Here is a 22,167-nt window from a genome sequence, read left to right on the forward strand (position 1 = left end):
AATAGCCGGGGCCGCCTTGACGCAGAAACAACGCTCGTCAGGCGCTGCCGTCCAGGCGGCGCAGCACGCGCTTGTGCGGCAGCCACAGCAGTGCGCGCAGCCAGCGCAACGGCAACGCCGCCCGCCGCGCCAGTTGCGGCCGGCCGTGGCGCCGCCGCAGGAAATCCTCCACGCCCAGCAAGGCCGCTTCCGCATGCTGCGGATAGCCGCGGTAGCGCAGCCGGTTGACGTCGTACAACGCACGGTCCAGCAGCTTCAGGCGAAGCGCGCGGCGGTGCGCCGCGGGCGTGCTGCCGTGCCAGAACAGCAGGTGGTTGCGGGCCATCAGGTAGAAGTAATACGGCGGCCGGTCCGTCTCGCGTTTCGGCATCGCATGCAGCACGCGGGCATCGTAGGCCACCGCGCTATGCCAGCCCGCGGCCGCCAGGCGGGCACACAGCTCGTCGTCCTCGTAGTAGGCGAACATGCGCTCGTCCAGCGCTCCTGCCGCCCGCAACGCTGCCGTGCGCAGCAGCATCGCCGTGCCGGGTACCCACTGCTGCCCCAGCCGCGCGGGCGCCAGGCGGCGGGCCTCGTCGACGTCGCGGGCGCGCTGCGTCGTGCCCGTCGCCCAGTCATGGAAATTGCCGCAGAAGTAGACCTTCTCCGGCTGGTCGAGGATGGCCAGCAACGGCGACGCGGCGCCACAGCGCCCATCGGTCGCCATCAGCGCCAGCAGGCGCGCCAGCACATGTTCGTCGCCCATCACCGCATCGTTGTTGACCAGCCAGAGAAAGTCGTAGTCCTGCGCCAGCGCGTCCGCCACGGCCAGGTTGTGGCCCCCGGCAAAGCCATGGTTGACGGCCTCGCGGCGCAGCCGCACCGGCAGGCCGGCCAGGCCTTGCGCCAGCGCCTGCGCATCGTCCGCCGCCGAGCCGTTGTCGATGACAAGGAGCTCGATCCGCGCGCCGTCCGGCAACCGCTGGCGCAGCAGGTCGCGCACGCAGTCGAGGGTCTGGGCGGCGCCGTTCCAGTTGAGGATACTGACGAGGACCCGCATGGTCACGCGGCGCGCTTGCGCTGCAATACGAGACTGACGGCCAGCGGCACGAAGAACAGCACGCTCTTCGCGTCCACCTTGAGCTGCTTGAGCAGCACGGCCAGGAAGGGCTTGCGATGGGCGACGCGGTGGACGACGTCCGCGACGAAACTGCGCCGCAGCTGCTGCACGGCGCGGTGGTTGTCCGCGGCCTGCTGCACCGTCAGCGGGTACAGCCGGGCGATCGCCTTCTTGTACTTCATCTCGTAGTGCAACCGGATCAGCGACTTTTCCGTGCCCCAGCCGGAGCCGGCGAAGATGTTGACGCCGGGGCCGTACACGACCTCGCGCGCGGACGAGAACGCGATGCGGTCCGTCATGCGCGCCAGGTCCAGCCAGAACAGGTAGTCCTCGCCCGCATAGACGAATTCCTCGCGAAAGCGCAGGCTGCGAAACGAGCCGAAGCGATAGACCACCGTCGAGGTGCCGATCACGTTGCCGCCCAGGATCTGCCCCTGCATGTCGGCCTGGTAGCGGTGCAGCTGGGTCTCGCCCGGCAGCAGCGCATGGCGCGCCGGGTCGATGCGGCCCGCGCGCTCGAAAGCGCTGACGCTCTGGTGCAGCTGGTAGAAATCGGCAAAGTAGAAATCGTGGCCGGCGCGCAGGGCACGCAATGCGTTGGCGACGTGACACGGCTCCCACGTGTCGTCCGAGTCGATGAAGGCAACGTATTCGGTGCCCGGCGCCACATTGTCGAGCGCCTTGTTGCGGGCCGCGGCCGGGCCGCCGTTGCGCTGCTCGACGATGCGTACGCGCGCCTGCTGGTGCGGCGGCAATGCCGCCACCTCGCCGCGCGCGGGTACGGGCGATTCGTCATCGACGACGATGATGTCGAGCACCTCCTGTGTCTCCTGGGCCAGCACGGAAGCCAGCGCGCGCGCCAGGATGCCCGGCTGGCGCTGGAAGTACGGAATGACGACGGCGACGGTCACCGCAGCGCCTCGCGCTGGCGGAACCACTGCTCCAGCATCATCAGCACCCACACCATCGTGCCGTGGTAGCCCGCGTGTTCCGTCAGGTGCTGGCCGGTGAGCTGTTCGATGAACGCGCCGCGCACGATGCCGCGTTTCTTGAGGTCGTGCAGGCTGTCGCTGGCCAGTTGCTGCAGCGTCTTGTGCTGCTGCAGCCAGACGCCGAAGGGCAGCCCGAAGCCGTGCTTCTGCTTCGTGATGATCTCCATCGGCAGGAAGCCTTTCAGGGCCTCCTTGAAGAACCAGCGCAGCTGCGTGCCGTTCAGTTTCTGCTGCGGCGTCAGGCCCGCGGAGAACGTCACCATCGCATCGTCCAGGAACGGGAACGCCGCTTCCACGCCCGCCAGTTCGCACGCCTTCATCACCTTCGGCAGGTCGTTGTCGGCCAGGGTCACCTTCAGGTCCAGCGCCAGCATGCGGTTGATCAGGCTTTTCGCCTCGCTGCGGCCGTACGTGCGCGCCAGGGCTTCGAGCGGCTGGCCGATGTCCGCACTGACCAGGAAATCGTCCGTGAAGACCTGCTGCGGGCCGTAGCGGCCCAGCAGGTTGTAGGTTTCCAGCCGCGCCGGCATCGCCACCGAGGCCTGCTCGATATAGCTGCGCGCCTTGCGCAGCAGGCGGACCCGTTCGCCGCCGGGGAAGTGGAACACGGCCGGCTCCAGCAGCGCCTTGCGAAACAGCTGCGGCACCCGTTCGTACAGGGCGAACACGTGCTGCTTGGCATAGCGCTCGTTGCCGCCGAAGAGTTCGTCGCCGCCATCGCCGCCCAGCATCCGGGTGATGCCGTCGGCGCGGGCCATGCGGGCGCAATAGAATGCGGGCACCGCCGACGCATTGCCGAACGGCTGGTCGCACACGGCGGCCACCTGCGGGATGGCGGCGACGACGTCGTCCGGCGTGACGTAATACTCATGGTGCCTGGTGCCGAAATGGCGCGACGCGATGCGTGCGTATTCCATCTCGTCGTAGCCCTGCGCCTCGAAGCCGATCGAGTAAGTGTCGGCACCCTGGCCGTTGACTTCGCACAGGATGCCGGCGATCGTCGAGCTGTCGGTGCCGCCGCTGAGGAAGGCGCCGATCTTCGCGCCGGCGCTGGCCTGGCGCACGCTGCCGCGCAGGTGGGCCAGGAAGTCCGCGCGGAGGTCCTCGAACGAGCGCTTCCCGTCTTCGCGGAAGGCCATCTGCCAGTAAGGCCGCGTCTCGACCCGGCCCTGCCGGTAATGCAGGAATTCGCCCGGCAGCAGGCGCTGCTGCTCCCGGTACGCGGTGCCGGGGCTGGGCACCATGTGGAAATACACGTAGTTGTACAGGCCCTGCGCATCGATTTGCGCGCGCGCCAGGGGGTGGCGGTTCAATGCATCGGCGGAGGAGGCGAACAGCAGCGTCTCGCCGGCCAGTTGCCACGTCAGCGGATGGATGCCCAGGCGGTCCACGGCCAGCACCGCTTCGCCACGGTGCTCGTCCAGGATACACAACGCGAAGGCGCCGCCCAGTGCGGCGCACAGCTGGTCGGCGTCCATGCGGCCGTCGTGCCAGTGCGCCGCCAGCGTGGCCGCGACACCGGTGGCCTCCGCCTGCTGCGCGAGGTCCGCCGACGTCAGAACGGGATGGCCCCACAGCGCGACCATCAAGCCGTCGCGCCGGTGCACCTCGGCGCTGCCCGCCCGCGCCGCGACGGCCGCGCCCGCGCGGTGGCCCTGCATGCTCTCGATCGGGGTGCCGTCAAAGCGCGCCAGCGGCGCCGCCATCCTGTCGATCGCGTCGGGGTCGTTGACGCCGTGCCCCAACCATCCGCATAGTCCGCCCATCGTCCACCCCTTGTCTGATTTTTTTAGGCTGTCACACCAGTATTTCCAGCGCCGCCGGATGGCTGAGGAAGCCGGCCGGACTGGCTGTCATGCCGTAGGCGCCGGACTGCAGCACCGCGACCAGGTCGCCCGGCTCGGCCCTGGCGAGCTCCATCTGGTCGGCCAGCAGGTCCAGCGGGGTGCACAGCGGTCCCACGACGGAGGCCTTCTCGCGCGCGCCGCCCTGCACGCGGTTGCCGATCACGACGGGGTAATTCTTGCGGATCACCTGGCCGAAATTGCCGGAGGCGGACAGGTGATGGTGCAGCCCGCCGTCCGTGACCAGGTAGACGTGACCGCGCGACTCCTTGCGGTCCACCACGCGGCAGACGTACACGCCGGCCTCGCCCACCAGGTAGCGCCCCAGCTCGATGACGACCTGGGCGCCCTGCAGTTGCGGGCGCACTTCGTCCAGGATGCGGGCCAGGTTGGCGCCCACGGCCGGCAGGTCCAGCCGTTCCTCGCCGGGGAAGTACGGAATGCCGAAGCCGCCGCCGATATTGAGGATGCGCGGCGGCCGGGGGGCGTCAGCCGCCAGGCGCAGCGCCAGCGCAAACGTCTTCTCATGGGCTTCCTGCAGCGCCGCCACTTTCAAGTTCTGCGACCCGCTGAAGATATGGAAGCCGTGGAAGTCCAGCTCCAGCGCGCCGATCCGGCGCAGCATGGCGGGGACACGCTCGGCATCGACGCCGAACTGCTTGGGCCCGCCGCCCATCTTCATGCCGGACGACTTCAATTCGAAATCCGGATTGACGCGCACGTTGACCTGCGGCGCGATGCCCAGGCGCTGGCCGACGGCGGCGGCGCGCTCCATCTCGCCTTCCGATTCCAGGTTCAGCACGATGCCGGCGGCAATCGCGCAGGACAGGTCCGCGTCGCTCTTGCCCGGCCCTGCAAAGCTGACATGGCCGGGCGCCATCGGGGTGTCCAGCGCCACGCGCAGTTCGCCGCCGGAGGCCACGTCGATACCGTCCACCAAGGTCGCCAGGTGCTGCACGACGGCCGGCATCGGGTTGGCCTTCATCGCGTAATGCAGGTGCACGTCGGCCGGCAGCGCGGCGCGCAGCTCGGCCACGCGGGCCGTGATGGCGGCGCGGTCGTAGGCATAGAACGGCGTCTGCCCCACCCGCTGGGCCAGGCGCGTCAGCGGCACGCCGCCCACCAGCAGGCAGTCGCCCTCCACCGCGAACTGCTTCAGCGGCGCGTGCTGCGGCGGCAGCTTCGGGGCTGGCGCGTTCACGGCGCCTCCGCGAACACGTCGGCATACTGGGTCGACAGCAGCTTGCGGTCGATCTTGCCGTTCGGGTTACGGGGCAGGCTGGCGTCGGCCACGATCACCTTCTGCGGCAGCATGTAGGCCGGCAGGTGCGGCTTGCAGGCCGCCAGCAGGTCCGACGCCGTCAGTGCGGTGCCCTCGCGCGGGTAGGCGATGACGACGATGGCCTGGCCCAGGGTCGGATGGCTGACGCCCAGCGCCGCCGCCTCGGCCACCTGCTCGCGCGCATAGACCACCTCCTCCACCTCGGTGGGGCTGACCCGGTAGCCGGACGTCTTGATCATCTCGTCGTTGCGGCTGATGAAGTACAGGAAGCCTTCCTCGTCCTTGCGCACCGTGTCGCCGGACCACACCGCCAGCTCCGTCAGCGGCAGGCCGTACTGGCGCGCCGCGATCGGCTTGAAGCGCTCGGCCGTCTTGGCCGGATCGTTCCAGTAGCCCAGCGAGACGAGGGCACCCCGGTGTACCAGTTCGCCCGGCTCGCCGGCCGCGCATTCGGTACCGTCCGGACGCAGCACCATCACTTCCGCATTCGGGATCGCCTTGCCCATCGACTCGGGCCGGCGCTCCAGCTCCTCGGGCGGCAGGTAGGTCGAGCGGAACGCTTCCGTCAGGCCGTACATCAGGAACGGCCGGGCGTTCGGCAGCACACGGCGCAGCGCTTCCAGCGTGGGGCGCTGCATCGCGCCGCCGGAATTGGTCAGATAACGCAGCGTGCAGTCGGCCGGCCAGGCCAGCGGCGCCAGTTGGATCCACAGCGGCGGCACGGCGGCCAGGCCCGTGATGCGTTCGGCCACGACGGCATTGAGCACGTCGCGCGGCAGCAGGTGGTTGATCAGCACCGCCGTCGCGCCGACGGAAAACGCCGTCGTCAGTTGCGACAGGCCGTAGTCGAAGCTGAGCGGCAGCACGGCCAGGATGCGGTCTTCCGGCGTGTTGTCCAGGTAGCCGGCCACGCTGTTGGCGCCCGCCACCATGTTCCGGTGCGACAGCACGACGCCTTTCGGCTTGCCGGTGCTGCCCGACGTGTACAGGATCGCGGCCATGTCGCCGTCGATGGCGCGGTGCGGCGCGCGCGTGTTGCGTTCGGCCAGGGCCAGCGTGTCGTCCCACGACAGCACCTCGACGCCATGCAGCGCGGGCAGCTCGGCGACGCCACCCACGGCGATGACGAGGCGCAGGTCGCGGCATTCGGGCAGCACGGCCAGCAGCAATTTGAGGCGGTCGGCGGTGGTGACCAGCACGCGCACGTTGCAGTCGGCCAGGATATAGGCCACCTGCTCGGGTTTCAGGAGGGGATTGACGGGCACGAACACACCGCCGGCGGCCGCAGCGCCAAACATCGCGGCCACGTTCTCGACGTTCTTTTCCATGTAGACGGCCACGCGCTCGCCCTTGTCGAGCCCGCTGGCCAGCAGCGCGCCGGCGGCCTGGTCCACCAGGCGGGCCAGGGCCCCGTAGTCGAGCCGGCGCGTGCCATGGACGAGAGCCTCGGCAGCGGGAGTCCGGCGTGCCGAACGGTAGACGAATTCGTGTATCAGGTCGCTCATGTCCATGTCCTGCAAAACGGGGCCGGTGCGGCCAAGAGGCTACGGCCGGATATTAACATTTTACAACTAATCAATTTCTGTTTTTTGGCAAGGCCGGGCCGGAAAAAACTCATGTATATGTCAAATAAACAACACAAATCAAGGCCGGTCGATGGCAATGCTTTTTCAGCAAGATCTTTGCGATACCGCAGGTTATACTGGGAAAATTGGGCGCTAGCGAGACCGGTATTGGAACCACGAGCCTTGTATGGGAAATATGAGCTTTTCAGATGTGAAGCCGCACGCCGTCCCGCACGCCATCCCCGATGATGCCGTGCCGCCCGAGCCGGCCGCCTTCCCCCGTTCCCGCCTGCCCGTGTCGCCGCGCCTGTCGCTGGCCGCGCTGCTGTCGCTGCGCCACCGCGGCGCCCGGCGGGTGCCGTCGATCCTCGATGCGGGCACCATTCGCTTCGTCACCAGTGGCCGCGTCGCCATCGCGCTGGCGCTGCGCGAGATGGGCGTCGGTCCGGGCGATGCCGTGCTGGTCCCCTCTTACCACTGTGCCTCGATGATCGAACCCGTCATCTGGGCCGGCGCCACACCCGTGTTCTACCGCATCCGGCCCGACACCAGCGTCGACCTGGACGACATCGCGGCCAGGATCGACGGCCGCACCCGGGTGCTGATGGCCACCAATTATTTCGGCTTCCACCAGCCCCTGCCCGCCCTGCGCGCGCTGTGCGATGCGCGCGGCATCCAGCTGCTGGAGGACTGCGCCCATTCGTTCCTGGGCGAACACCAGGGCCGCGCGCTGGGCTCCTTCGGCGACTACGCGATCGCCAGCAGCATGAAGTTCTTCCCCGTATACGAAGGGGGCTGCCTGGTTTCAAACCGCCACCGGCTCGACGCGGTGAAGCTGCAATCGGCCGGCCTGGGATTCGAGGCCAAGGTGCTGCTCAACACCGTCGAAGACGGCTTTGCCTATGGCCGCCTGCCGGTGCTGCGCGCGTTGCTGGCCGTGCCGATGATGGTCAAGAACGCGCTGTGGGGCCGCATCAAGGCCAGCCGCCACGGCGCGGCCCAGGCGCTGGCGCCGGGATCGTCGGACGGCGGCTTCGGCTTCGATCCGGCCTGGCTGACGAAACGCTCGTCGCTGTTCTCGCGCCTGATGGTGCGCATCGTGTCGCGCCGGCGCATGGGTGAACTGCGGCGCCGCAACTACCGCCGCCTGGAGTCGGCGCTGGCCGGCTTGCCCGGCTGCCGCCCGCTGTTCGCCACGTTGCCCGATGGTGTCTACCCATGGGTCTTCCCGCTGCTGTGCGACGAACCGCAGGCGCTGTTCCGCGCCCTGAAGCAGGACGGCGTGCCCGTGATCCGCTTCGGCGAATACCTGTGGCCCGGGGTGGACGCCGGCGTGTGCCCGACCAGCGTCGACCTGTCGCGCCGGGTGCTGCAGTTCCCCTGCCACCAGGAGCTGCGCGAGGACGAACTGGCCTGGATGATCGAACAGGTGAAGCGACAAGTACGTCAACACGCGTGCCGCGACGCGCCGGGAGCCCACTGATGAAATGGACTGTCTTGCCGGCCGCGCAGTTCGCGGCGCACGCGGATGCCTGGCGCATCCTGAACCGCGACACCCTCGGCTCGCCGCTGCTGGAACCGGAGTTCGTGCGCCCGCTGCTGGAACAGTTCTGCGAGGGCCGCGAGCGGCTCGTCATCGGCACCGATGGCGCCAGCGTCAAGGCCATGGGCTTCCTGGTGCCGCGCGGGCGCGGCGTGTGGGAGGCGTTCCAGCCGTCGCAGGCGCCGATCGGCCTGTGGCTGCACCGGCCCGGCCTGCCGCTGGGCGAGCTGCTGGCGGGATTGACGCGCCAGTTGCCGGGCGCCGCCCTGATGGTCGGCCTGACACAGCGCGACCCGCAGCTGGAACCCCGCCCCGCCGACAGCGCGACGTTGCGTACCGTCGACTACATCCGCACGGCGCACGTGACGATCCAGGGCAGTTTCGACGACTACTGGAACGCGCGCGGCAAGAACTTGCGCAGCAACCTGAAAAAGCAGCGCGCCCGCCTGGCCAAGGAGGATGTCGTCACGCGCATGCAGATCGATCGACTGCCGGAACAGATGGCCGCCGCGGTGGCCGACTACGGCCGCCTGGAAAGCGCCGGCTGGAAGGCGCAACTGGGCACGGCGATCCATCCGGACAACGCGCAGGGCCGTTTTTACACGGCGATGCTGGCCGGCTTTGCCCGCCGCGGCGCCGCGGCCGTGTACCGCTACTGGTTCGACGAGCAGCTGGTGGCGATGGACCTGTGCATCGAAGGTGGCGGCGCACTGATCGTGTTGAAGACCACTTATGACGAAAGCGTGCCGGCCAGCCTGTCGCCCACGCTCCTGATGCGCGAGGAATGCTGTCAGCGCTTGTTTGCGCAAGCGCAGCATGCGCGCCTGGAGTTCTACGGCAAGGTCATGGATTGGCATACCCGCTGGACCGATGAAATCCGGACCATGTACCATGTCAACCATTACCGCTGGCCCGTGCTGCAGCAGTTGCACGCCAGCGTGAACGACCGTACCGCCTTGCTGGGCCGCCTGCGCGCCGCCGTCGCGCCATCCACCGCGCCGGCGCCCGTGCCGGCAGCCCTCCCGGTGCGGCAGGAAACCCCATCAACGGAGTAGTAACCATGTATCTGGAAGAAGTCAAAACCATCGTCGTCGACGTTCTCGCACTGGGCCCCGCCGGCCAGTCGCTGGACGAGCATTCGGCCCTCCTGGGCAGCATTCCCGAACTCGATTCGATGGCCGTGGTCCAGCTGATCGGCGCGCTGGAAGAGCACTTCGGCTTTGCCGTCGACGACGACGAGATCAGCGCCGAAACCTTTGCCACGCTGGGCAGCCTGACGGCCTTCGTCAAGCACAAGCTGACGGCATAAGCCGCATCCATCATGCACGCCGCCCCGCCACCCCAGCCATTTTTCCTGGACACCGGCGCGGCGGCGCGCTTCTGCCTGTATCACGCACCGACTTACGCACCGACTTACGCACCGACTTACGCACCGGCTTACGCCCCGGCCGCCGCGTGCCGGGGCGCCTGGCTGTTCCTGCACCCGTTCGCGGAAGAGATGAACAAGGCCCGGCGCATGGCCGCGCTGCAGGCGCGCGCGCTGGCGCAGCAGGGCTTTGCCGTGCTGCAGATCGACCTGCACGGCTGCGGCGACAGCGCCGGTGATTTCGCCGATGCCACCTGGGAGGGCTGGCTTGACGACGTCGCACGGGGCGCCGCCTGGCTGCGCGAACGCAGCGGCAAGCCCGTTGCCCTGTGGGGCCTGCGCCTGGGCGGCCTGCTGGCGCTGGATGCCGTGCAGCGCGGTGGCATCGTCCCGCCCGCTGTGCTGCTGTGGCAACCCGTCACGAATGGCGGCCAGGCCCTGACGCAGTTCCTGCGCCTGAAAGTGGCAAGCCAGATGCTGACGGAAGGCGCGGACAGTGGCGGCACCACCGCCCTGCGCCAGGCGCTGGCGGCCGGCCAGCCGCTGGAAATCGCCGGCTACACGCTGGCGCCCGCGCTGGCCCTGGCGCTCGACAGCCTGGATGCCGCAAAAATGCCGGCGCCGGCCTGCCCCGTCCACTGGTTCGAGCTGGTGGCCGATGCCGCCCGGCCCGTGCCGCCGGCCGCCGCGCGCGTTGCCGACGCCTGGCGCCAGCAGGGCGCGGACGTGCGCACGCACGCCGTGGCCGGGCCGCAGTTCTGGGCCACGCAGGAAATCGCCGAGTGTCCGGCGCTGCTGGACGCCACCACCGCCGCGCTGACAGGAACGCACCATGCAGCCTGACGAACAAGCGCTGTGCTTCCCCTGCGGCGACGACTGGCTGACGGCCGTGCTGAGCCCCATCGGCGCCGGCGCGATCGCGCGGCGCGGCGTGCTGATCGTCGTGGGCGGGCCGCAATACCGGGCCGGCAGCCACCGCCAGTTCGCCCTGCTGGCACGCAGCCTGGCCGCCGCCGGCATTCCCGCCATGCGCTTCGACTACCGGGGCATGGGCGACAGCGGCGGCGCACCGCGCACCTTCGAAGCCGTCGACCTGGACCTGCGCACGGCCATCGACCGCTTTATCGCCGCCGTGCCGGGCATGCAGGAAGTGGTGTTGTGGGGCCTGTGCGATGCGGCCAGCGCGGCGCTTTTCTACGCCCCCAACGACCGGCGCGTCGCCGGTCTCGTGCTGGCGAATCCGTGGGCGCGCACGACGGACGGCCTGGCACGCGCCACGTTGAAGCACTATTACGTCGCCCGGCTGCTGCAGCCGGCGTTCTGGCAAAAGGTCGCCAGCGGCCGCTTCGACGTGCGCGGCTCGCTGGGCTCCCTGCTGGGCCTCGTGCGCAATGCGCGCGGCGCCGCGCCGGCAGTACCGCCGGCAGCACAGCCGGCAAACGACACCGCGGCGCCGGCTGCTGCGCCCGCCCCCGGCCTGCGCGAACGCATGCTGGCGGGCTGGCAGGGCTTCAGGGGCCCGATCCTGTTGATCACCAGTGGCGCCGACCTGACGGCGCAGGAGTTTCTCGACATGGTTAAGGCATCGCGTCCGTGGCAAAAGCTGCTGGCCGCCCCGGGCGTGCAGCGCCACACCCTGGCCGCGGCCGATCACACCTTCTCGCGCCGCGAATGGCGCGACCAGGTCGCCGGCTGGACCGCCACGTGGGTGCGTTCATGGTGACCGACTTCAAGGGCCGCGTGCTGATGGTGGCTTACCACTATCCGCCGATGCGCGGCAGCAGCGGCATCCAGCGTACGCTCAAGTTTTCGCAGTACCTGCCGCAGCACGGCTGGCAACCGCTGGTGCTGTCGGCCCATCCGCGTGCGTATGCCAACAGCGGCGACGACCAGGTCGCGGAGATTCCGCCGGAGGCCATCGTGCACCGCGCCTTCGCGCTCGACACGTCGCGCCACCTGTCGCTGCGCGGGCGCTACCTGGGCTGGATGGCGCTGCCGGACCGCTGGGTGTCGTGGTGCCTGGGCGCCATTCCCGCCGGCCTGCGCCTGATCCGCCACCACAAGCCGCAGGTCATCTGGACCACGTATCCCATCGCCAGCGCCAAGGTGATCGGCCTGGTGCTGCACCGTTTGACAGGGCTGCCCTGGATCGCCGACCTGCGCGACCCGATGACGGACGTCGACTACCCGAACGATCCGCTGACGCGCCGCGTCTACCGCTGGATCGAGGCGCAGACGGTGAAGCACTGCACGCTGGCCGTCTGCACGACGCCCGGCGCCATCGTCACCTACACCCGCCGTTTCCCGCAGATTCCGGCCAGCCGCTTCGCGCTGATCGAGAACGGCTACGACGAGGAAAACTTCGCCAATGCCGCCGCGCTGCTGCAACCTGCCGTGCCGCTGGCGGGCCGGCCTTTCACGCTGGTGCACAGTGGCGTGATCTATCCGTCCGAACGCGATCCGATCCCGCTGTTCGAAGCACTGGCCGAGCTGCGGGCTGCCGGCACCGTCACGGCCGCACGGCTGCGCATCGTGCTGCGCGCCACCGCGCATGACGAGTACCTGGGCGGCCTGATCGCCAAATACGGCATCGGTGACATCGTCAGCCTGGCGCCGCACGTGGCGTATCGCGATGCACTGGCGGAAATGCTCAATGCCGACGGCCTGCTGGTGCTGCAGGCCACCAACTGCAACCACCAGATCCCGGCCAAGCTGTACGAATACCTGCGCGCGCGCCGGCCGATCCTGGCGCTGACCGATGCCACGGGCGACACCGCCAGCGCGCTGCGCCAGGCCGGCATCGACACCATCGCTCCGCTGGACGACAAGGCGGGCATCCAGGCCGGCCTGCTGTGCTTCCTGCAACTGGCGGAAGCGGGCCAGGCGCCGTTGGCGTCGCCCGAGGCGATCGCCGCCAACTCGCGCCGCGCCCGCACGGCCGAACTGGCCCGCCTGCTGGAACAGGTGACGGTCACGGTACCGAACGCATTGAAAGGGACGAGCGAAGCATGCTGACCATCCGACCCCTCGCCATCCTGCTGCTGGCGCTGTGCGCGGGCCCCGCGCTGGCCAAGCCGTTCTGCGGCGATCTCGCCAACGCCTTCGGCCCGTTCGACTACCGCACGCCCGACCCCGACCAGCTGTACCTGGTCGAGATGGCCCACTTCACGGAAGAGGTCCAGCAGGGCATCAAGGGCAACACGGGCACCTTGGGCGCGGACCTCGACTACACGCTGCGTGCGTTCCCGAACCACACCAAGGCGTTGGCGACGATGGCGCGCGTGGCGCTGCGCCAGAAGACGCCGCAGCTGCCGGGCGCCCGCTACGCCGTGGAATGCTATTTCGAGCGCGCCGTGCGCTTCAAGGCGGACGACGGCACCGCCTGGGCCGCCTATGGCCAGTATCTCTATCAGCTGGGCCAGACCGAACGCGCGCTGCCGCTGCTGAAGAAGGCGGCCGAGCTGGCGCCGGAGAACGCCTCCGTCAACTACAACGCCGGCATCGCCTACGCCCACACGAAAAACTATCCGCTGGCCGTGCAGCATGCCAAGAAGGCCTACCAGCTGGGCTTCCCGCTGAACGGCTTGCGCAAGATGCTGGTCGACGCGGGCAAGTGGGATGGCAAGGTGGAGCCGGTGGCGCAGGAAGTACCTGGGTCAGACCCGCCGGGTCTGACCCCAGCCCTTCGCTGAGTGCAGCGGCACGCACCACGGCACGATCCACCCCAGCCCCGCCAGGGTCACCTGCGTGATGTCGCCGAAACGCCCCGGGATCGACAACTGCAGCCACTCCAGCACGAACACCCACAGCACGACGGCCATGCCGCCCACGACGGCGCAGGCGTCCTGCCGGTGGAACGGCACCGCCAGGCGCGCCAGGCAGGCCATGGCCATCGTCGGCCACAGGAATTCCAGGATGTTCTCGAAACCGTTCAGGCCATTCATCTGTCCCTCGAACGGCACCCAGTTGAACCCGTACGCATAGGGCGCGGCACTGGACGGCATCAGCTCGTACAGCGTCAGGCCGGCCGCCAGCAGCGCAATGCCCGTGCCGGCCAGTGCCCGCGGCGGCCAGGCGCGCAGTGCCAGCAGCAGTGGCATTGCCAGCACGGCCGCCGCCAGCAACTCGGGCGACAGCACCCGCCCCGCCACCAGCAGCTTGGCGCCGCACACGGCTGCCGCCAGCGCGCCATACAGCCGCAGCAGCGGCCGGCCCGGCTGCAGCAGTGCGCACAACAGCACGCCCAGCCCCGCCTGATAGCACAGCAGCACCACCAGTTTGCCGCTTGAGAAAGCGGAGGGATCGATGGCGGCGCGGTACAGGTTGCCCAGCGCGTGGCGCAGCTGCGCAATGTCCAGCGACGGCACCAGGGGACTGGTTTGCGACAGGAACCACAAGCCGATGACGATGAGTCCCGTGTTGACGAGCGGGCCATGGTGGAACCACCCATCGCGCCAGCGCAGCAGGCCGGCGCCCGCCGGCGTGTCGCGCCGTACCAGCGCGCCCAGCAGGGCGCCGATGACGCTGCCGGCAAGATTCATCGCCACGTCCACCAGCGACGGCACCCGCGCGGGCAAATACTGCTGGATCGTCTCGACGCCGAAACTGATGGCGGTACCCGCGAAGGCGGCCAGCGCCAGCCCGACGGCAAACGACTGGCGCCCGCGCGCCGCCACCACCAGCAGGCCGAATGGCATGTACACCAGCAGGTTCTGGACGACGTCGCCCTTGTCCAGGTGTCCCGGCCAGGGCGTCGCCAGGAACGCCAGCAGCGATGGGGGCGGTGTGCCCCACGCGAACGGATACAGGCTGCCGTACACCAGCAGCAGCGCATACGCGACCAGCAGCAGGAACATCAGACCGCCTGCAGGCTGGTCCGGATTGCGTGCCGCTCCATCAGGTCGTACAAGGTGGGCCGGCTCACGCCCAGCAGCTCGGAAGCCTTGACGATATTGCCTTCGACGCGGGCCAGCGCCTTGACGATGGCCTTGTATTCCGCCTCCTCGCGCACCTGGCGCAGGTTGAACGGGTCCTCTTCGCCGTCGGTGAGGCCCAGGCCCAGGTCGTCGGCCGTGATGGCGGGACCGTCCGCCATGATGACGGCCCGCTTGATGCAGTTCTCCATCTCGCGCACGTTGCCGGGCCAGTCGTGGCGGGCGATCTGCGCCAGCGCATCGGGGCTGAAGTGCAGCGCCGGCCGGCCTTCCTGGCCGCAGAAGCGGTTCTTGAAGTGCTGGGCCAGCAGCACCGCATCGCCACTGCGCTGGCGCAGCGGCGGGATCGTCAGCACGATTTCGGACAGGCGGTAGTACAGGTCCTCGCGGAACCGGCCCGTGCTGGCCAGTGCCTTCAGGTTCTGGTGGGTGGCGCAGATGATGCGCACGTCCACCGCGATTTCCTCATGCCCGCCAACCCGCTCGATCACGCGCTCCTGCAGGAAGCGCAGCAGCTTGGCCTGCAGCGGCAGCGGCAGGTCGCCCACCTCGTCGAGGAAGAACGTGCCGCCGTGGGCCAGCTCCACCTTGCCCTTGGTCTGCTTGGCCGCGCCGGTGAAGGCGCCCTTCTCGTAGCCGAACAATTCGCTTTCCAGCAGCGTTTCCGGAATGGCCGCGCAGTTGATGGCCATGAAGCGTTCCTTGGCGCGCGGACTCAACTGGTGCAGCGCGCGCGCGATGACTTCCTTGCCGGTGCCGCTCTCGCCCAGCACCATCACGGTCGCGGAGCTGGGCGCCACCTTCTCCACGTTGCGGCACACCTTCATCAGCGCCGGGTCGCGGCTGATGATGCCGGCCATCGGCGAGTCGGCCTGGCTTTGCTGCAGGCGGCGATGCTCCTGCTGCAGCCCGTGCAGCACGAACGCGCGCTGGATCACGAGGTTCAGCAGTTCCGGCTCGCAAGGCTTCTGGTGGAAGTCGTACGCGCCCATGGCGATCGCATTGACGGCGTGGCTGCGGTCCTGGTTGCCCGTCAGGACGATCACCTTCGTCTCCGGTGCCAGCGCCAGCATCTGGCGCAACGTGGCGAGGCCCTCGGTGGCGCCATCCGGATCGGGCGGCAGGCCCAGGTCCATCGTCACCACGGCCGGTTCGTGGCGGCGCAGCTGCGCCAGCGCGGCCTCGCGGTCCCCCGCGACCACGACGTCGTATGCATCGAGGCTCCAGCGCAGCTGTTTTTGCAGCCCCGGATCGTCCTCGATAATCAGCAGCTTCGGTTTGGTTTGCGTCACAACAGTCCTCTTGCGGTTCTTTTTCAGGCGGCTCGTTCGATGGCGTCCGCCCGGCATGCCGGCAGGCTGACCGTGAAGGTGGTGCCGTGCAGCGGTTCGCTGCGCACATCCAGGCGGCCGCCCAGCTCGTGGATGTACTCGCGGCTTTCAAAGGCGCCGATGCCCATGCCGGCCGACTTGGTCGAGTCGAACGGCTTGAACAGGCGCTCGCGCACGAAGTCGGCGCTCATGCCCTGGCCCGTGTCGCTGACTTCCACCTGCACGCCGGCCCCGTCGCCGGACAGGCGCACCGTGACGCGGCCGTCGCGCGGCGTCGCCTCGATCGCGTTCTGGATCAGGTGGCCCAGCACGCGCGCCAGCCGCTCGGCATCGGCCAGCACGGTCAGGCCGGGGCGCTCGATCTGCAGCACGGGGCGCGGCTCGAACGCCGCCTTCAGCGCCACGGCCTGCTGCAGCAGCTGGTCCACGGCCAGCGGCGCCGCCCGTTCCGGGGTAGCGCTGCGGCTCAGCTTCTGCAGCATCAGCTTCATCTTCTGCACGGAGTAGTTTACCGTCTCGTGCATGTCGCGCTGGAACTCGGGATTGTCGCGGTGCTTCTCCGCGTTGGCCGTCAGCAGCGACAGCTGCGCCACCAGGTTCTTCAGGTCGTGCACGACAAATGTCGACAGCCGGTTGAACGAATCGAACTGGCGCGCCAGCATCAGCGCGTTGTCGGCCTCCTGCTGCGCCAGGTAGCTGGCCGCCTGGGTGCCGGCCACCTTCAGCAGGTCCAGCACTTCCCAGTTCAGCGCGACGGCGCTGCGCGGCTGCTGCAGCACGACAAAACCGGCCAGCCGGCCATGCTGCATCAGCGGCACCACCAGCCACGCGCGCGGGAAGGCGCGCAGCCACTCCGGCAGGGCAGGCAATGCGGCATCCGCATGCTGCGCGCCGGATGCCGTCAGGTCGACCACCCACTGCTTCTGTTCGATGAAGCGGCAAAACGGCGAGTCGGCCGGTTCCGTCGCGCTGCCCGGCACCGTTTCCCAGTGCGCCGCTGGCTCGAAGCGGCCATGCTCCTGCGTCTCGCGGCGCAGCCACAAGGCGCCGCCGGGGCTTTCGACGAGCGCCGCCAGCGCCTGGATGCTGCGCTCGCCCAGCCCGGGGCCCTGCTGCGACAGCGTGCGCGTGAAGCGCAGCCACTCTTCGCGGTAGTCGTAGTTGTAGCGGTAAAAATGCTTGCTGATGAAAACGCGCAGCCAGGCCCGGAAGCTGCCCGAGAACAGGATCCCCGCCAGCAGCAGGCTGGCGCCGAACAGGAAGGCCAGTTGCATCAGCGAGCCCCACGCGCCGCCGACGAAGCGCAGGTAATAGGCAGCGGAGCTCATCGCCAGCAGGTAGACCGCGGAGCCGATCAGCGCGGCCGAATGGAACAGCATGCGGCGCGACACGGCGATCTGGCCCGACCAGGCGGCGCTGCGCGCCAGCGAGATGCCGATCAGCGGCATCGTCAGCGCATTCACGATCCCGCGCGCGGCCCACAGCTCGCCGTTCATCTCGCGGAACAGCAGCATGTCGCTGTACATATAAAAGTCGTAGACGAAGATGCCGCCGATGCCCAGGCAGGCGAACTTGATCGCCCAGCGCTCCTCCACCGCCTTGTTGCGATACAGCTGTTCGACCAGCAGCATGCCCAGCACCGCCAGGCCCACGCGGCCCACGACCGTGACGTGGAACACCAGCGCGGCCGGCAGCCAGCGCTCGCCCGCGCTGACCGTCAGCAGCAATGCATACAGCGCCGCCACGACCGGCACCGCGCGGCTGCGGCGGCGTTCGCCGGGCGCGCTGCCCAGGTGTCCCAGCAATGCGAGCAGCACGGCCGTCCAGGCACCGTCGCGCAGCCATTCCGCGGCACTGGCCAGCAGCACGGGCCGGCCGCCCAGCGCCAGCCAGATCATCGCGCCGCTCCACAGCACCATGGCGGCGCTGGCGCCGGCCACGGCACGCGCATGCGGGCGGCCGCGCCAGCTCGTCAGCAACAGCAGGCACAGGACGACAAACGCCAGCGCGGCGCTGGCGTAGCTGAAGATCGCGGTACCGATCGGCATCAGGAGCTCACGCGGGGCCTACCTGCCGCCCCGGAACACGACGACCTTGAAGGTGTCGATCAGCACCAGCACGTCCAGGAACAGGCTGTTGTTCTTGACGTAGTACAGGTCGTACTGCAGCTTCTGCACCGCATCCTCGACCGAATCGCCGTAGCCATAGCGCACCTGCGCCCAGCCCGTGATGCCGGGCTTGATGCTGTGGCGGACGTTGTAGTAAGGGACCCGTTCCGTCAGCTGGTCGACGAAGTACGGCCGCTCCGGGCGCGGGCCGACAAAGCTCATCTCGCCCTTGAGCACGTTGATCACCTGGGGCAGCTCGTCGATGCGCAGCTTGCGGATGATGTTGCCCACGCGGGTGATGCGCGGATCGTTCTTCGCGGCCCACTGCGGCGTGCCGCCCTTCTCCGCATTGGTGAACATGCTGCGGAACTTCAGTACCCGGAACACGTTGCCGTCCTTGCCGACGCGCTCCTGCGAGTAAAAGATCGGCGCGCGGTCCTCGATGTAGATGGCCAGCGCGGTGACCAGCATGACCGGCAGCGACACCAGCAGCAGCAGCAGGCTGGCCGTCACGTCGAAGCTGCGCTTCATGAACGCCCGGACGAAGCTCTGGTCGAAGCCGCCGCCGAACACCAGCCAGCTCGGTTGTACGGAGTCGACGCGGATCTGGCACGTCTCGCGCTCGAAGAAGGTGGTGGAGTCGGTGACGTGGATGCCATACAGTTTGCACTCGAGCAGTTCCTTGATGGGGAACGTGCCGCCACGGCGGTTCTGCACGGAGACCACCACTTCGCTGACGCGCAACTGGTTCGCCAGCTGCACCAGCGAGCGACCCGGATCGAGCTTGAGCAGGCGCTCTTCCGGCACGCAGATTTCCTCCGACGGCACCGGGACGTAGCCGGCGATGTGGTATTTGCGGTAGCTGCCGGCGCGCTGGGCCAGCTCGCCGCATTCCTTGGCCAGCGTGCCGCAGCCGATGAAGATCAGGCGCGACTCCAGGATGCTCGACTCGGACGTCTTCAGCACCATCAGGCGCGCCAGCACGATGCCGGTGCCGGAGATGGTGAAGACCAGCGCCAGGATGCCGCGGCCGAAGTGCAGGTCGGGCGCGATATAGAACACCAGGGTCAGGATGCCGAACGCCATGGCGAACGACGGCATCAGCTGCAGGAAGAACGGCATGCGCATGCCGGCCTTGAAGTTGATCTGGTACATGCCCAGCGCGCTCATGCTGAACACGATCGCGGCCGCGAACACGCAGGCGGACATGAAGAAATGGTCCAGCTTCGGCAGCGCGAAAGCCTCGCCGTCGAAGAAGCGCAGGCCGGCGCCGGCATAGAACGAGCCGATCAGGATGAGGACTTCGAGGAACAGCAAACTGAACACTACCTTGGATATGTAGTGGTTGGATATTCGCAGCATTTTCACCCCCCAGGGCTGGACATTTTTTTTGTCTGCCCGAGATGGCGGCGTCCCCACGCCACCGCCCCCGGCAATCGTTTTAGCTGGCGTCAGCCAGGTGCAGCACGTACCATTCCATTGCTTCCCTGAGTCCCGCGTCGATGCGATGCGTCGGCGCGTAGCCCAGGAGTTCGCGCGCCCTGGTGATATCGGCCTGCGAATGGCGCACGTCGCCGGCCCTGAAGTCCTGGTATTGCGGTTCCTTGCCGCGCAGATGGGCAAAGCGCTCCTGCAGCAGCGCGCGCATCATGCGGTACAACTCGTTGAGACTGGTGCGCTCGCCTGCGGCCACGTTGTAGACCTGGTTGGCGGCGTCTGGCGCGGTGGCCGTCGCGGCCAGGAGGTTGGCCTGCACCACGTTGTCGATGAAGCAGAAATCGCGGCTGGTCTCGCCGTCGCCATTGATGAACACGGGACGGTCGCCGATCATCGCCGCCACCCATTGCGGGATCACGGCGGCATAGGCGCCATCCGGGTCCTGGCGCGGCCCGAACACGTTGAAGTAGCGCAGCCCCACCGACTCGATGCCGTAGCTGCGCGCGAACACGTCCGCATACAGTTCATTGGCGTACTTTGTCACGGCGTAGGGCGAGAGCGGCTTGCCGATGCGGTCCTCGACCTTCGGCAGGCCGGGATGGTCGCCATAGGTGGAGCTCGACGCGGCGTAGACGAAGCGGCGCACCTTTGCATCGCGCGCCGCGATCAGCATGTTCAGGAACCCCGTGACGTTGGTCTCGTGCGTGCGCAACGGATCTTCCAGCGAGCGCGTGACGGAGCCCAGCGCCGCCTCGTGCAGCACGAAGTCGACGCCCGCACAGGCGCGCGCGCAGGCGGCGGGGTCGCGGATGTCGCCTTCGATGAAGTCGAAATCCGACCAGGCCGCGCCGGTGGCCGCGCGCACCTGGTCCAGGTTATGGCGGTAGCCGGTGGCAAAGTTGTCCAGGCCCGTGACCTGCTGGCCGAGCTTGAGCAGCGCTTCCACCAGGTTGGACCCGATAAAGCCTGCGGCACCCGTCACCAGCCAGCGATATTGCCGCTCGCGCAGATGCGCCTGAACCTCGTCGAACTTGCCCACAGCTTGTATGCCTCCAAAATTTTTCCGGCGCCGTGCCGGCGGCGCGGGAGGGTCGGCCTCCCGCCAGCGGCACCCTTACAGGCGCCAGACGGAAAAGCCCGCTTCCTGCAGGCCGGCCATGTTGAACTGCGACTTGACGTCGATGAAGCAGCCGCCCGGTGCCAGCTTTTCCGTGAAATCGGTCAGCGACAGCGCCAGCAGCTCCTTGTGCGACACCGCGGCCACCAGGGCGTCGGCCTGCGGCAGGGAGTCCCAGCTTTGCAGGCGGATGCCGTATTCGTGCATCGCTTCGTCGGCCTCGGCCACCGGATCGTGCACGTGTACGTCCAGGCCGAACGACTGCAGCTCGGCGATGACGTCGGCCACCTTCGAATTGCGCAGGTCGGGGCAGTTTTCCTTGAACGTCAGGCCCAGCACGTTGACCTTGGCGCCCTTGATGTGGCAACCGGCGGCGATCAGCTGCTTGACCGTCTTCTCGGCCACGAACTTGGCCATGCCGTCGTTGATGCGGCGGCCCGCCAGGATCACCTGCGGGTGGTAGCCGATCATTTCGGCCTTGTGGGTCAGGTAGTACGGATCGACGCCGATGCAGTGGCCGCCCACCAGGCCGGGACGGAACGGCAGGAAGTTCCATTTGGTGCCGGCGGCCTGCAGCACTTCCAGCGTGTCGATGCCGATCTTGTCGAAGATGATCGCCAGCTCGTTCATCAGCGCGATGTTCAGGTCGCGCTGGGTGTTCTCGATGACCTTCGCGGCCTCGGCCACCTTGACGCTGGAGGCGCGGTAGACGCCGGCGGTGACGACCGATTCGTACAGCTGCGCGATCGCTTCCAGCGTGGGCGCGTCGTCGCCGGACACCACCTTCAGGATGGTCGTCAGCGTGTGCTGCTTGTCGCCCGGGTTGATGCGTTCGGGCGAGAAGCCGATATGGAAATCTTCCTTCCACTTCAGGCCCGAGTGCTTTTCCAGGATCGGTACGCACACTTCCTCGGTCGCGCCCGGGTAGACGGTGGACTCGTACACGACGATGGCGCCGCGCTTCATGTGCTTGCCGACGCTGGTCGACGCGCCGATCAGCGGGCCGAAGTCTGGATTGTGGGCAAGGTCCACCGGGGTCGGCACGGCCACCACGATGTAGTCGGCCTGGGCCAGCACGGCAGGGTCGGTCGACACGGTCAGGTGGGTGGCGGCGCGCAGGTCCTCGCTTGAAACCTCCCCGGTAGGATCGACAAAACGCTGGTAGTTCTCGACTTTGGATTCCGACAGGTCGAAACCGATAGTCGCACGCTTCTTACCGAATTCCACTGCCAGCGGCAGTCCCACGTATCCGAGCCCTACCACTGCAACGACGTTCGCGTTATCCATATCGGGTTCCATTCGAGATTAAAGTTTTGCGATTATGCTAACTGTATAGCAATAATTGAATCATCTCAATCTTGGTCGCTGGAATTATCGTACGCGCCGAAAACGACTACCAGTAAACAAGCGACTTGCCACATGAATTAGGCTTTTTGACAACACATTGGTTCGGAAACGGCCGTGCTGCCCCCTGGCGACGTACGGAAATACTAGCGCGCAGCCGTTCGCCTGCTTCAGGGACAGGTCAAGCTTGCTTCGATCAAGTCTC

The 22,167-nt window shown here is 68.0% G+C and carries 18 protein-coding genes; 7 read left to right on the top strand and 11 right to left on the bottom strand.

The genetic code is table 11. The features are described 5' to 3' along the window. Window positions 1-37 precede the first annotated feature (37 nt). From PX653_RS20520 to PX653_RS20540, 5 genes are read right to left on the bottom strand one after another with little or no spacing between them, the layout of a single operon-like run. A complete protein-coding gene (locus PX653_RS20520) occupies window positions 38-1,039 on the bottom strand; it encodes a glycosyltransferase (protein WP_277418625.1) in 1,002 nt (333 codons plus the stop codon). Between the two features lie 2 nt (window positions 1,040-1,041). Then, window positions 1,042-2,010, bottom strand: a complete 969-nt coding sequence (locus tag PX653_RS20525) for a glycosyltransferase family 2 protein (RefSeq protein WP_277414567.1) — start codon at window positions 2,008-2,010, stop codon at window positions 1,042-1,044. Next, window positions 2,007-3,857 carry an asparagine synthase gene (locus tag PX653_RS20530; RefSeq protein ID WP_277414568.1) on the bottom strand — a complete coding sequence of 617 codons (1,851 nt, stop codon included), beginning with the start codon at window positions 3,855-3,857 and terminating at the stop codon, window positions 2,007-2,009. The genes PX653_RS20525 and PX653_RS20530 overlap by 4 nt, the downstream gene beginning before the upstream one ends. A 31-nt stretch (window positions 3,858-3,888) precedes the next feature. Further along, window positions 3,889-5,136, bottom strand: a complete 1,248-nt coding sequence (locus PX653_RS20535) for a pyridoxal-dependent decarboxylase, exosortase A system-associated (RefSeq protein WP_277414569.1) — start codon at window positions 5,134-5,136, stop codon at window positions 3,889-3,891. After that, on the bottom strand, window positions 5,133-6,722 hold the full coding sequence (locus tag PX653_RS20540; RefSeq protein WP_277414570.1) for an acyl-CoA ligase (AMP-forming), exosortase A system-associated: 1,590 nt from the start codon (window positions 6,720-6,722) through the stop codon (window positions 5,133-5,135). Before PX653_RS20540 ends, PX653_RS20535 begins: the two co-directional genes overlap by 4 nt. A 256-nt stretch (window positions 6,723-6,978) precedes the next feature. Between PX653_RS20540 and PX653_RS20545 the strand changes: the two genes are divergently transcribed. From PX653_RS20545 to PX653_RS20575, 7 genes are read left to right on the top strand one after another with little or no spacing between them, the layout of a single operon-like run. Then, window positions 6,979-8,265 carry an aminotransferase class I/II-fold pyridoxal phosphate-dependent enzyme gene (locus PX653_RS20545; protein ID WP_277414571.1) on the top strand — a complete coding sequence of 429 codons (1,287 nt, stop codon included), beginning with the start codon at window positions 6,979-6,981 and terminating at the stop codon, window positions 8,263-8,265. Beyond that, a complete protein-coding gene (locus PX653_RS20550) occupies window positions 8,265-9,380 on the top strand; it encodes a GNAT family N-acetyltransferase (protein ID WP_277414572.1) in 1,116 nt (371 codons plus the stop codon). The genes PX653_RS20545 and PX653_RS20550 overlap by 1 nt, the downstream gene beginning before the upstream one ends. A 5-nt stretch (window positions 9,381-9,385) precedes the next feature. Continuing rightward, window positions 9,386-9,634: an acyl carrier protein gene (locus PX653_RS20555; RefSeq protein WP_277414573.1), complete on the top strand. Its 249-nt coding sequence runs from the start codon at window positions 9,386-9,388 to the stop codon at window positions 9,632-9,634. Between the two features lie 12 nt (window positions 9,635-9,646). Further along, entirely contained in the window at window positions 9,647-10,534 is an 888-nt protein-coding gene (locus PX653_RS20560; RefSeq protein ID WP_277414574.1) for a hydrolase 2, exosortase A system-associated, read from the top strand. Then, window positions 10,524-11,414 (top strand): hydrolase 1, exosortase A system-associated, encoded by an 891-nt coding sequence (locus PX653_RS20565; protein WP_277414575.1) that lies wholly within the window; start codon window positions 10,524-10,526, stop codon window positions 11,412-11,414. Before PX653_RS20560 ends, PX653_RS20565 begins: the two co-directional genes overlap by 11 nt. Then, window positions 11,363-12,706: a glycosyltransferase family protein gene (locus tag PX653_RS20570; RefSeq protein ID WP_277414576.1), complete on the top strand. Its 1,344-nt coding sequence runs from the start codon at window positions 11,363-11,365 to the stop codon at window positions 12,704-12,706. Before PX653_RS20565 ends, PX653_RS20570 begins: the two co-directional genes overlap by 52 nt. Next, entirely contained in the window at window positions 12,700-13,383 is a 684-nt protein-coding gene (locus PX653_RS20575) for a tetratricopeptide repeat protein (RefSeq protein WP_277414577.1), read from the top strand. The genes PX653_RS20570 and PX653_RS20575 overlap by 7 nt, the downstream gene beginning before the upstream one ends. Here PX653_RS20575 and PX653_RS20580 read toward each other — a convergent pair. From PX653_RS20580 to PX653_RS20605, 6 genes are all read right to left on the bottom strand, one after another. Next, a complete protein-coding gene (locus PX653_RS20580) occupies window positions 13,348-14,547 on the bottom strand; it encodes a VanZ family protein (RefSeq protein ID WP_277414578.1) in 1,200 nt (399 codons plus the stop codon). The genes PX653_RS20575 and PX653_RS20580 overlap by 36 nt on opposite strands. After that, on the bottom strand, window positions 14,547-15,917 hold the full coding sequence (prsR, locus tag PX653_RS20585) for a PEP-CTERM-box response regulator transcription factor (protein WP_277414579.1): 1,371 nt from the start codon (window positions 15,915-15,917) through the stop codon (window positions 14,547-14,549). Before prsR ends, PX653_RS20580 begins: the two co-directional genes overlap by 1 nt. A 23-nt stretch (window positions 15,918-15,940) precedes the next feature. Then, the gene (gene prsK, locus PX653_RS20590; protein ID WP_277414580.1) at window positions 15,941-18,004 is read right to left on the bottom strand and encodes an XrtA/PEP-CTERM system histidine kinase PrsK; all 2,064 of its coding nucleotides are present in this window, start codon (window positions 18,002-18,004) and stop codon (window positions 15,941-15,943) included. 18 nt (window positions 18,005-18,022) lie between these two features. Continuing rightward, on the bottom strand, window positions 18,023-19,426 hold the full coding sequence (locus PX653_RS20595) for a TIGR03013 family XrtA/PEP-CTERM system glycosyltransferase (protein ID WP_277414581.1): 1,404 nt from the start codon (window positions 19,424-19,426) through the stop codon (window positions 18,023-18,025). Window positions 19,427-19,505: 79 nt separating this feature from the next. Continuing rightward, window positions 19,506-20,540, bottom strand: coding sequence for an SDR family oxidoreductase (locus tag PX653_RS20600; protein ID WP_277414582.1), 1,035 nt, complete (start codon window positions 20,538-20,540; stop codon window positions 19,506-19,508). A gap of 75 nt (window positions 20,541-20,615) precedes the next feature. Further along, on the bottom strand, window positions 20,616-21,905 hold the full coding sequence (locus tag PX653_RS20605; RefSeq protein ID WP_277414583.1) for a nucleotide sugar dehydrogenase: 1,290 nt from the start codon (window positions 21,903-21,905) through the stop codon (window positions 20,616-20,618). Window positions 21,906-22,167: the final 262 nt, after the last annotated feature.

The sequence above is a fragment of the Pseudoduganella chitinolytica genome, from assembly GCF_029028125.1.
Taxonomy (GTDB): domain Bacteria; phylum Pseudomonadota; class Gammaproteobacteria; order Burkholderiales; family Burkholderiaceae_D; genus Rugamonas; species Rugamonas chitinolytica.

What these genes read in the sequence shown, in the direction of transcription:
- PX653_RS20520 (WP_277418625.1), bottom strand. Translation starts at nt 1,039, where the DNA reads ATGCGGGTCCTCGTCAGTATCCTCAACTGGAACGGCGCCGCCCAGACC.
- PX653_RS20530 (WP_277414568.1), bottom strand. Translation starts at nt 3,857, where the DNA reads ATGGGCGGACTATGCGGATGGTTGGGGCACGGCGTCAACGACCCCGAC.
- PX653_RS20540 (WP_277414570.1), bottom strand. Translation starts at nt 6,722, where the DNA reads ATGAGCGACCTGATACACGAATTCGTCTACCGTTCGGCACGCCGGACT.
- PX653_RS20545 (WP_277414571.1), top strand. Translation starts at nt 6,979, where the DNA reads ATGAGCTTTTCAGATGTGAAGCCGCACGCCGTCCCGCACGCCATCCCC.
- PX653_RS20550 (WP_277414572.1), top strand. Translation starts at nt 8,265, where the DNA reads ATGAAATGGACTGTCTTGCCGGCCGCGCAGTTCGCGGCGCACGCGGAT.
- PX653_RS20555 (WP_277414573.1), top strand. Translation starts at nt 9,386, where the DNA reads ATGTATCTGGAAGAAGTCAAAACCATCGTCGTCGACGTTCTCGCACTG.
- PX653_RS20560 (WP_277414574.1), top strand. Translation starts at nt 9,647, where the DNA reads ATGCACGCCGCCCCGCCACCCCAGCCATTTTTCCTGGACACCGGCGCG.
- PX653_RS20565 (WP_277414575.1), top strand. Translation starts at nt 10,524, where the DNA reads ATGCAGCCTGACGAACAAGCGCTGTGCTTCCCCTGCGGCGACGACTGG.
- PX653_RS20570 (WP_277414576.1), top strand. Translation starts at nt 11,363, where the DNA reads ATGGCGCGACCAGGTCGCCGGCTGGACCGCCACGTGGGTGCGTTCATG.
- PX653_RS20575 (WP_277414577.1), top strand. Translation starts at nt 12,700, where the DNA reads ATGCTGACCATCCGACCCCTCGCCATCCTGCTGCTGGCGCTGTGCGCG.
- PX653_RS20580 (WP_277414578.1), bottom strand. Translation starts at nt 14,547, where the DNA reads ATGTTCCTGCTGCTGGTCGCGTATGCGCTGCTGCTGGTGTACGGCAGC.
- prsK (WP_277414580.1), bottom strand. Translation starts at nt 18,004, where the DNA reads ATGCCGATCGGTACCGCGATCTTCAGCTACGCCAGCGCCGCGCTGGCG.
- PX653_RS20595 (WP_277414581.1), bottom strand. Translation starts at nt 19,426, where the DNA reads ATGCTGCGAATATCCAACCACTACATATCCAAGGTAGTGTTCAGTTTG.
- PX653_RS20605 (WP_277414583.1), bottom strand. Translation starts at nt 21,905, where the DNA reads ATGGATAACGCGAACGTCGTTGCAGTGGTAGGGCTCGGATACGTGGGA.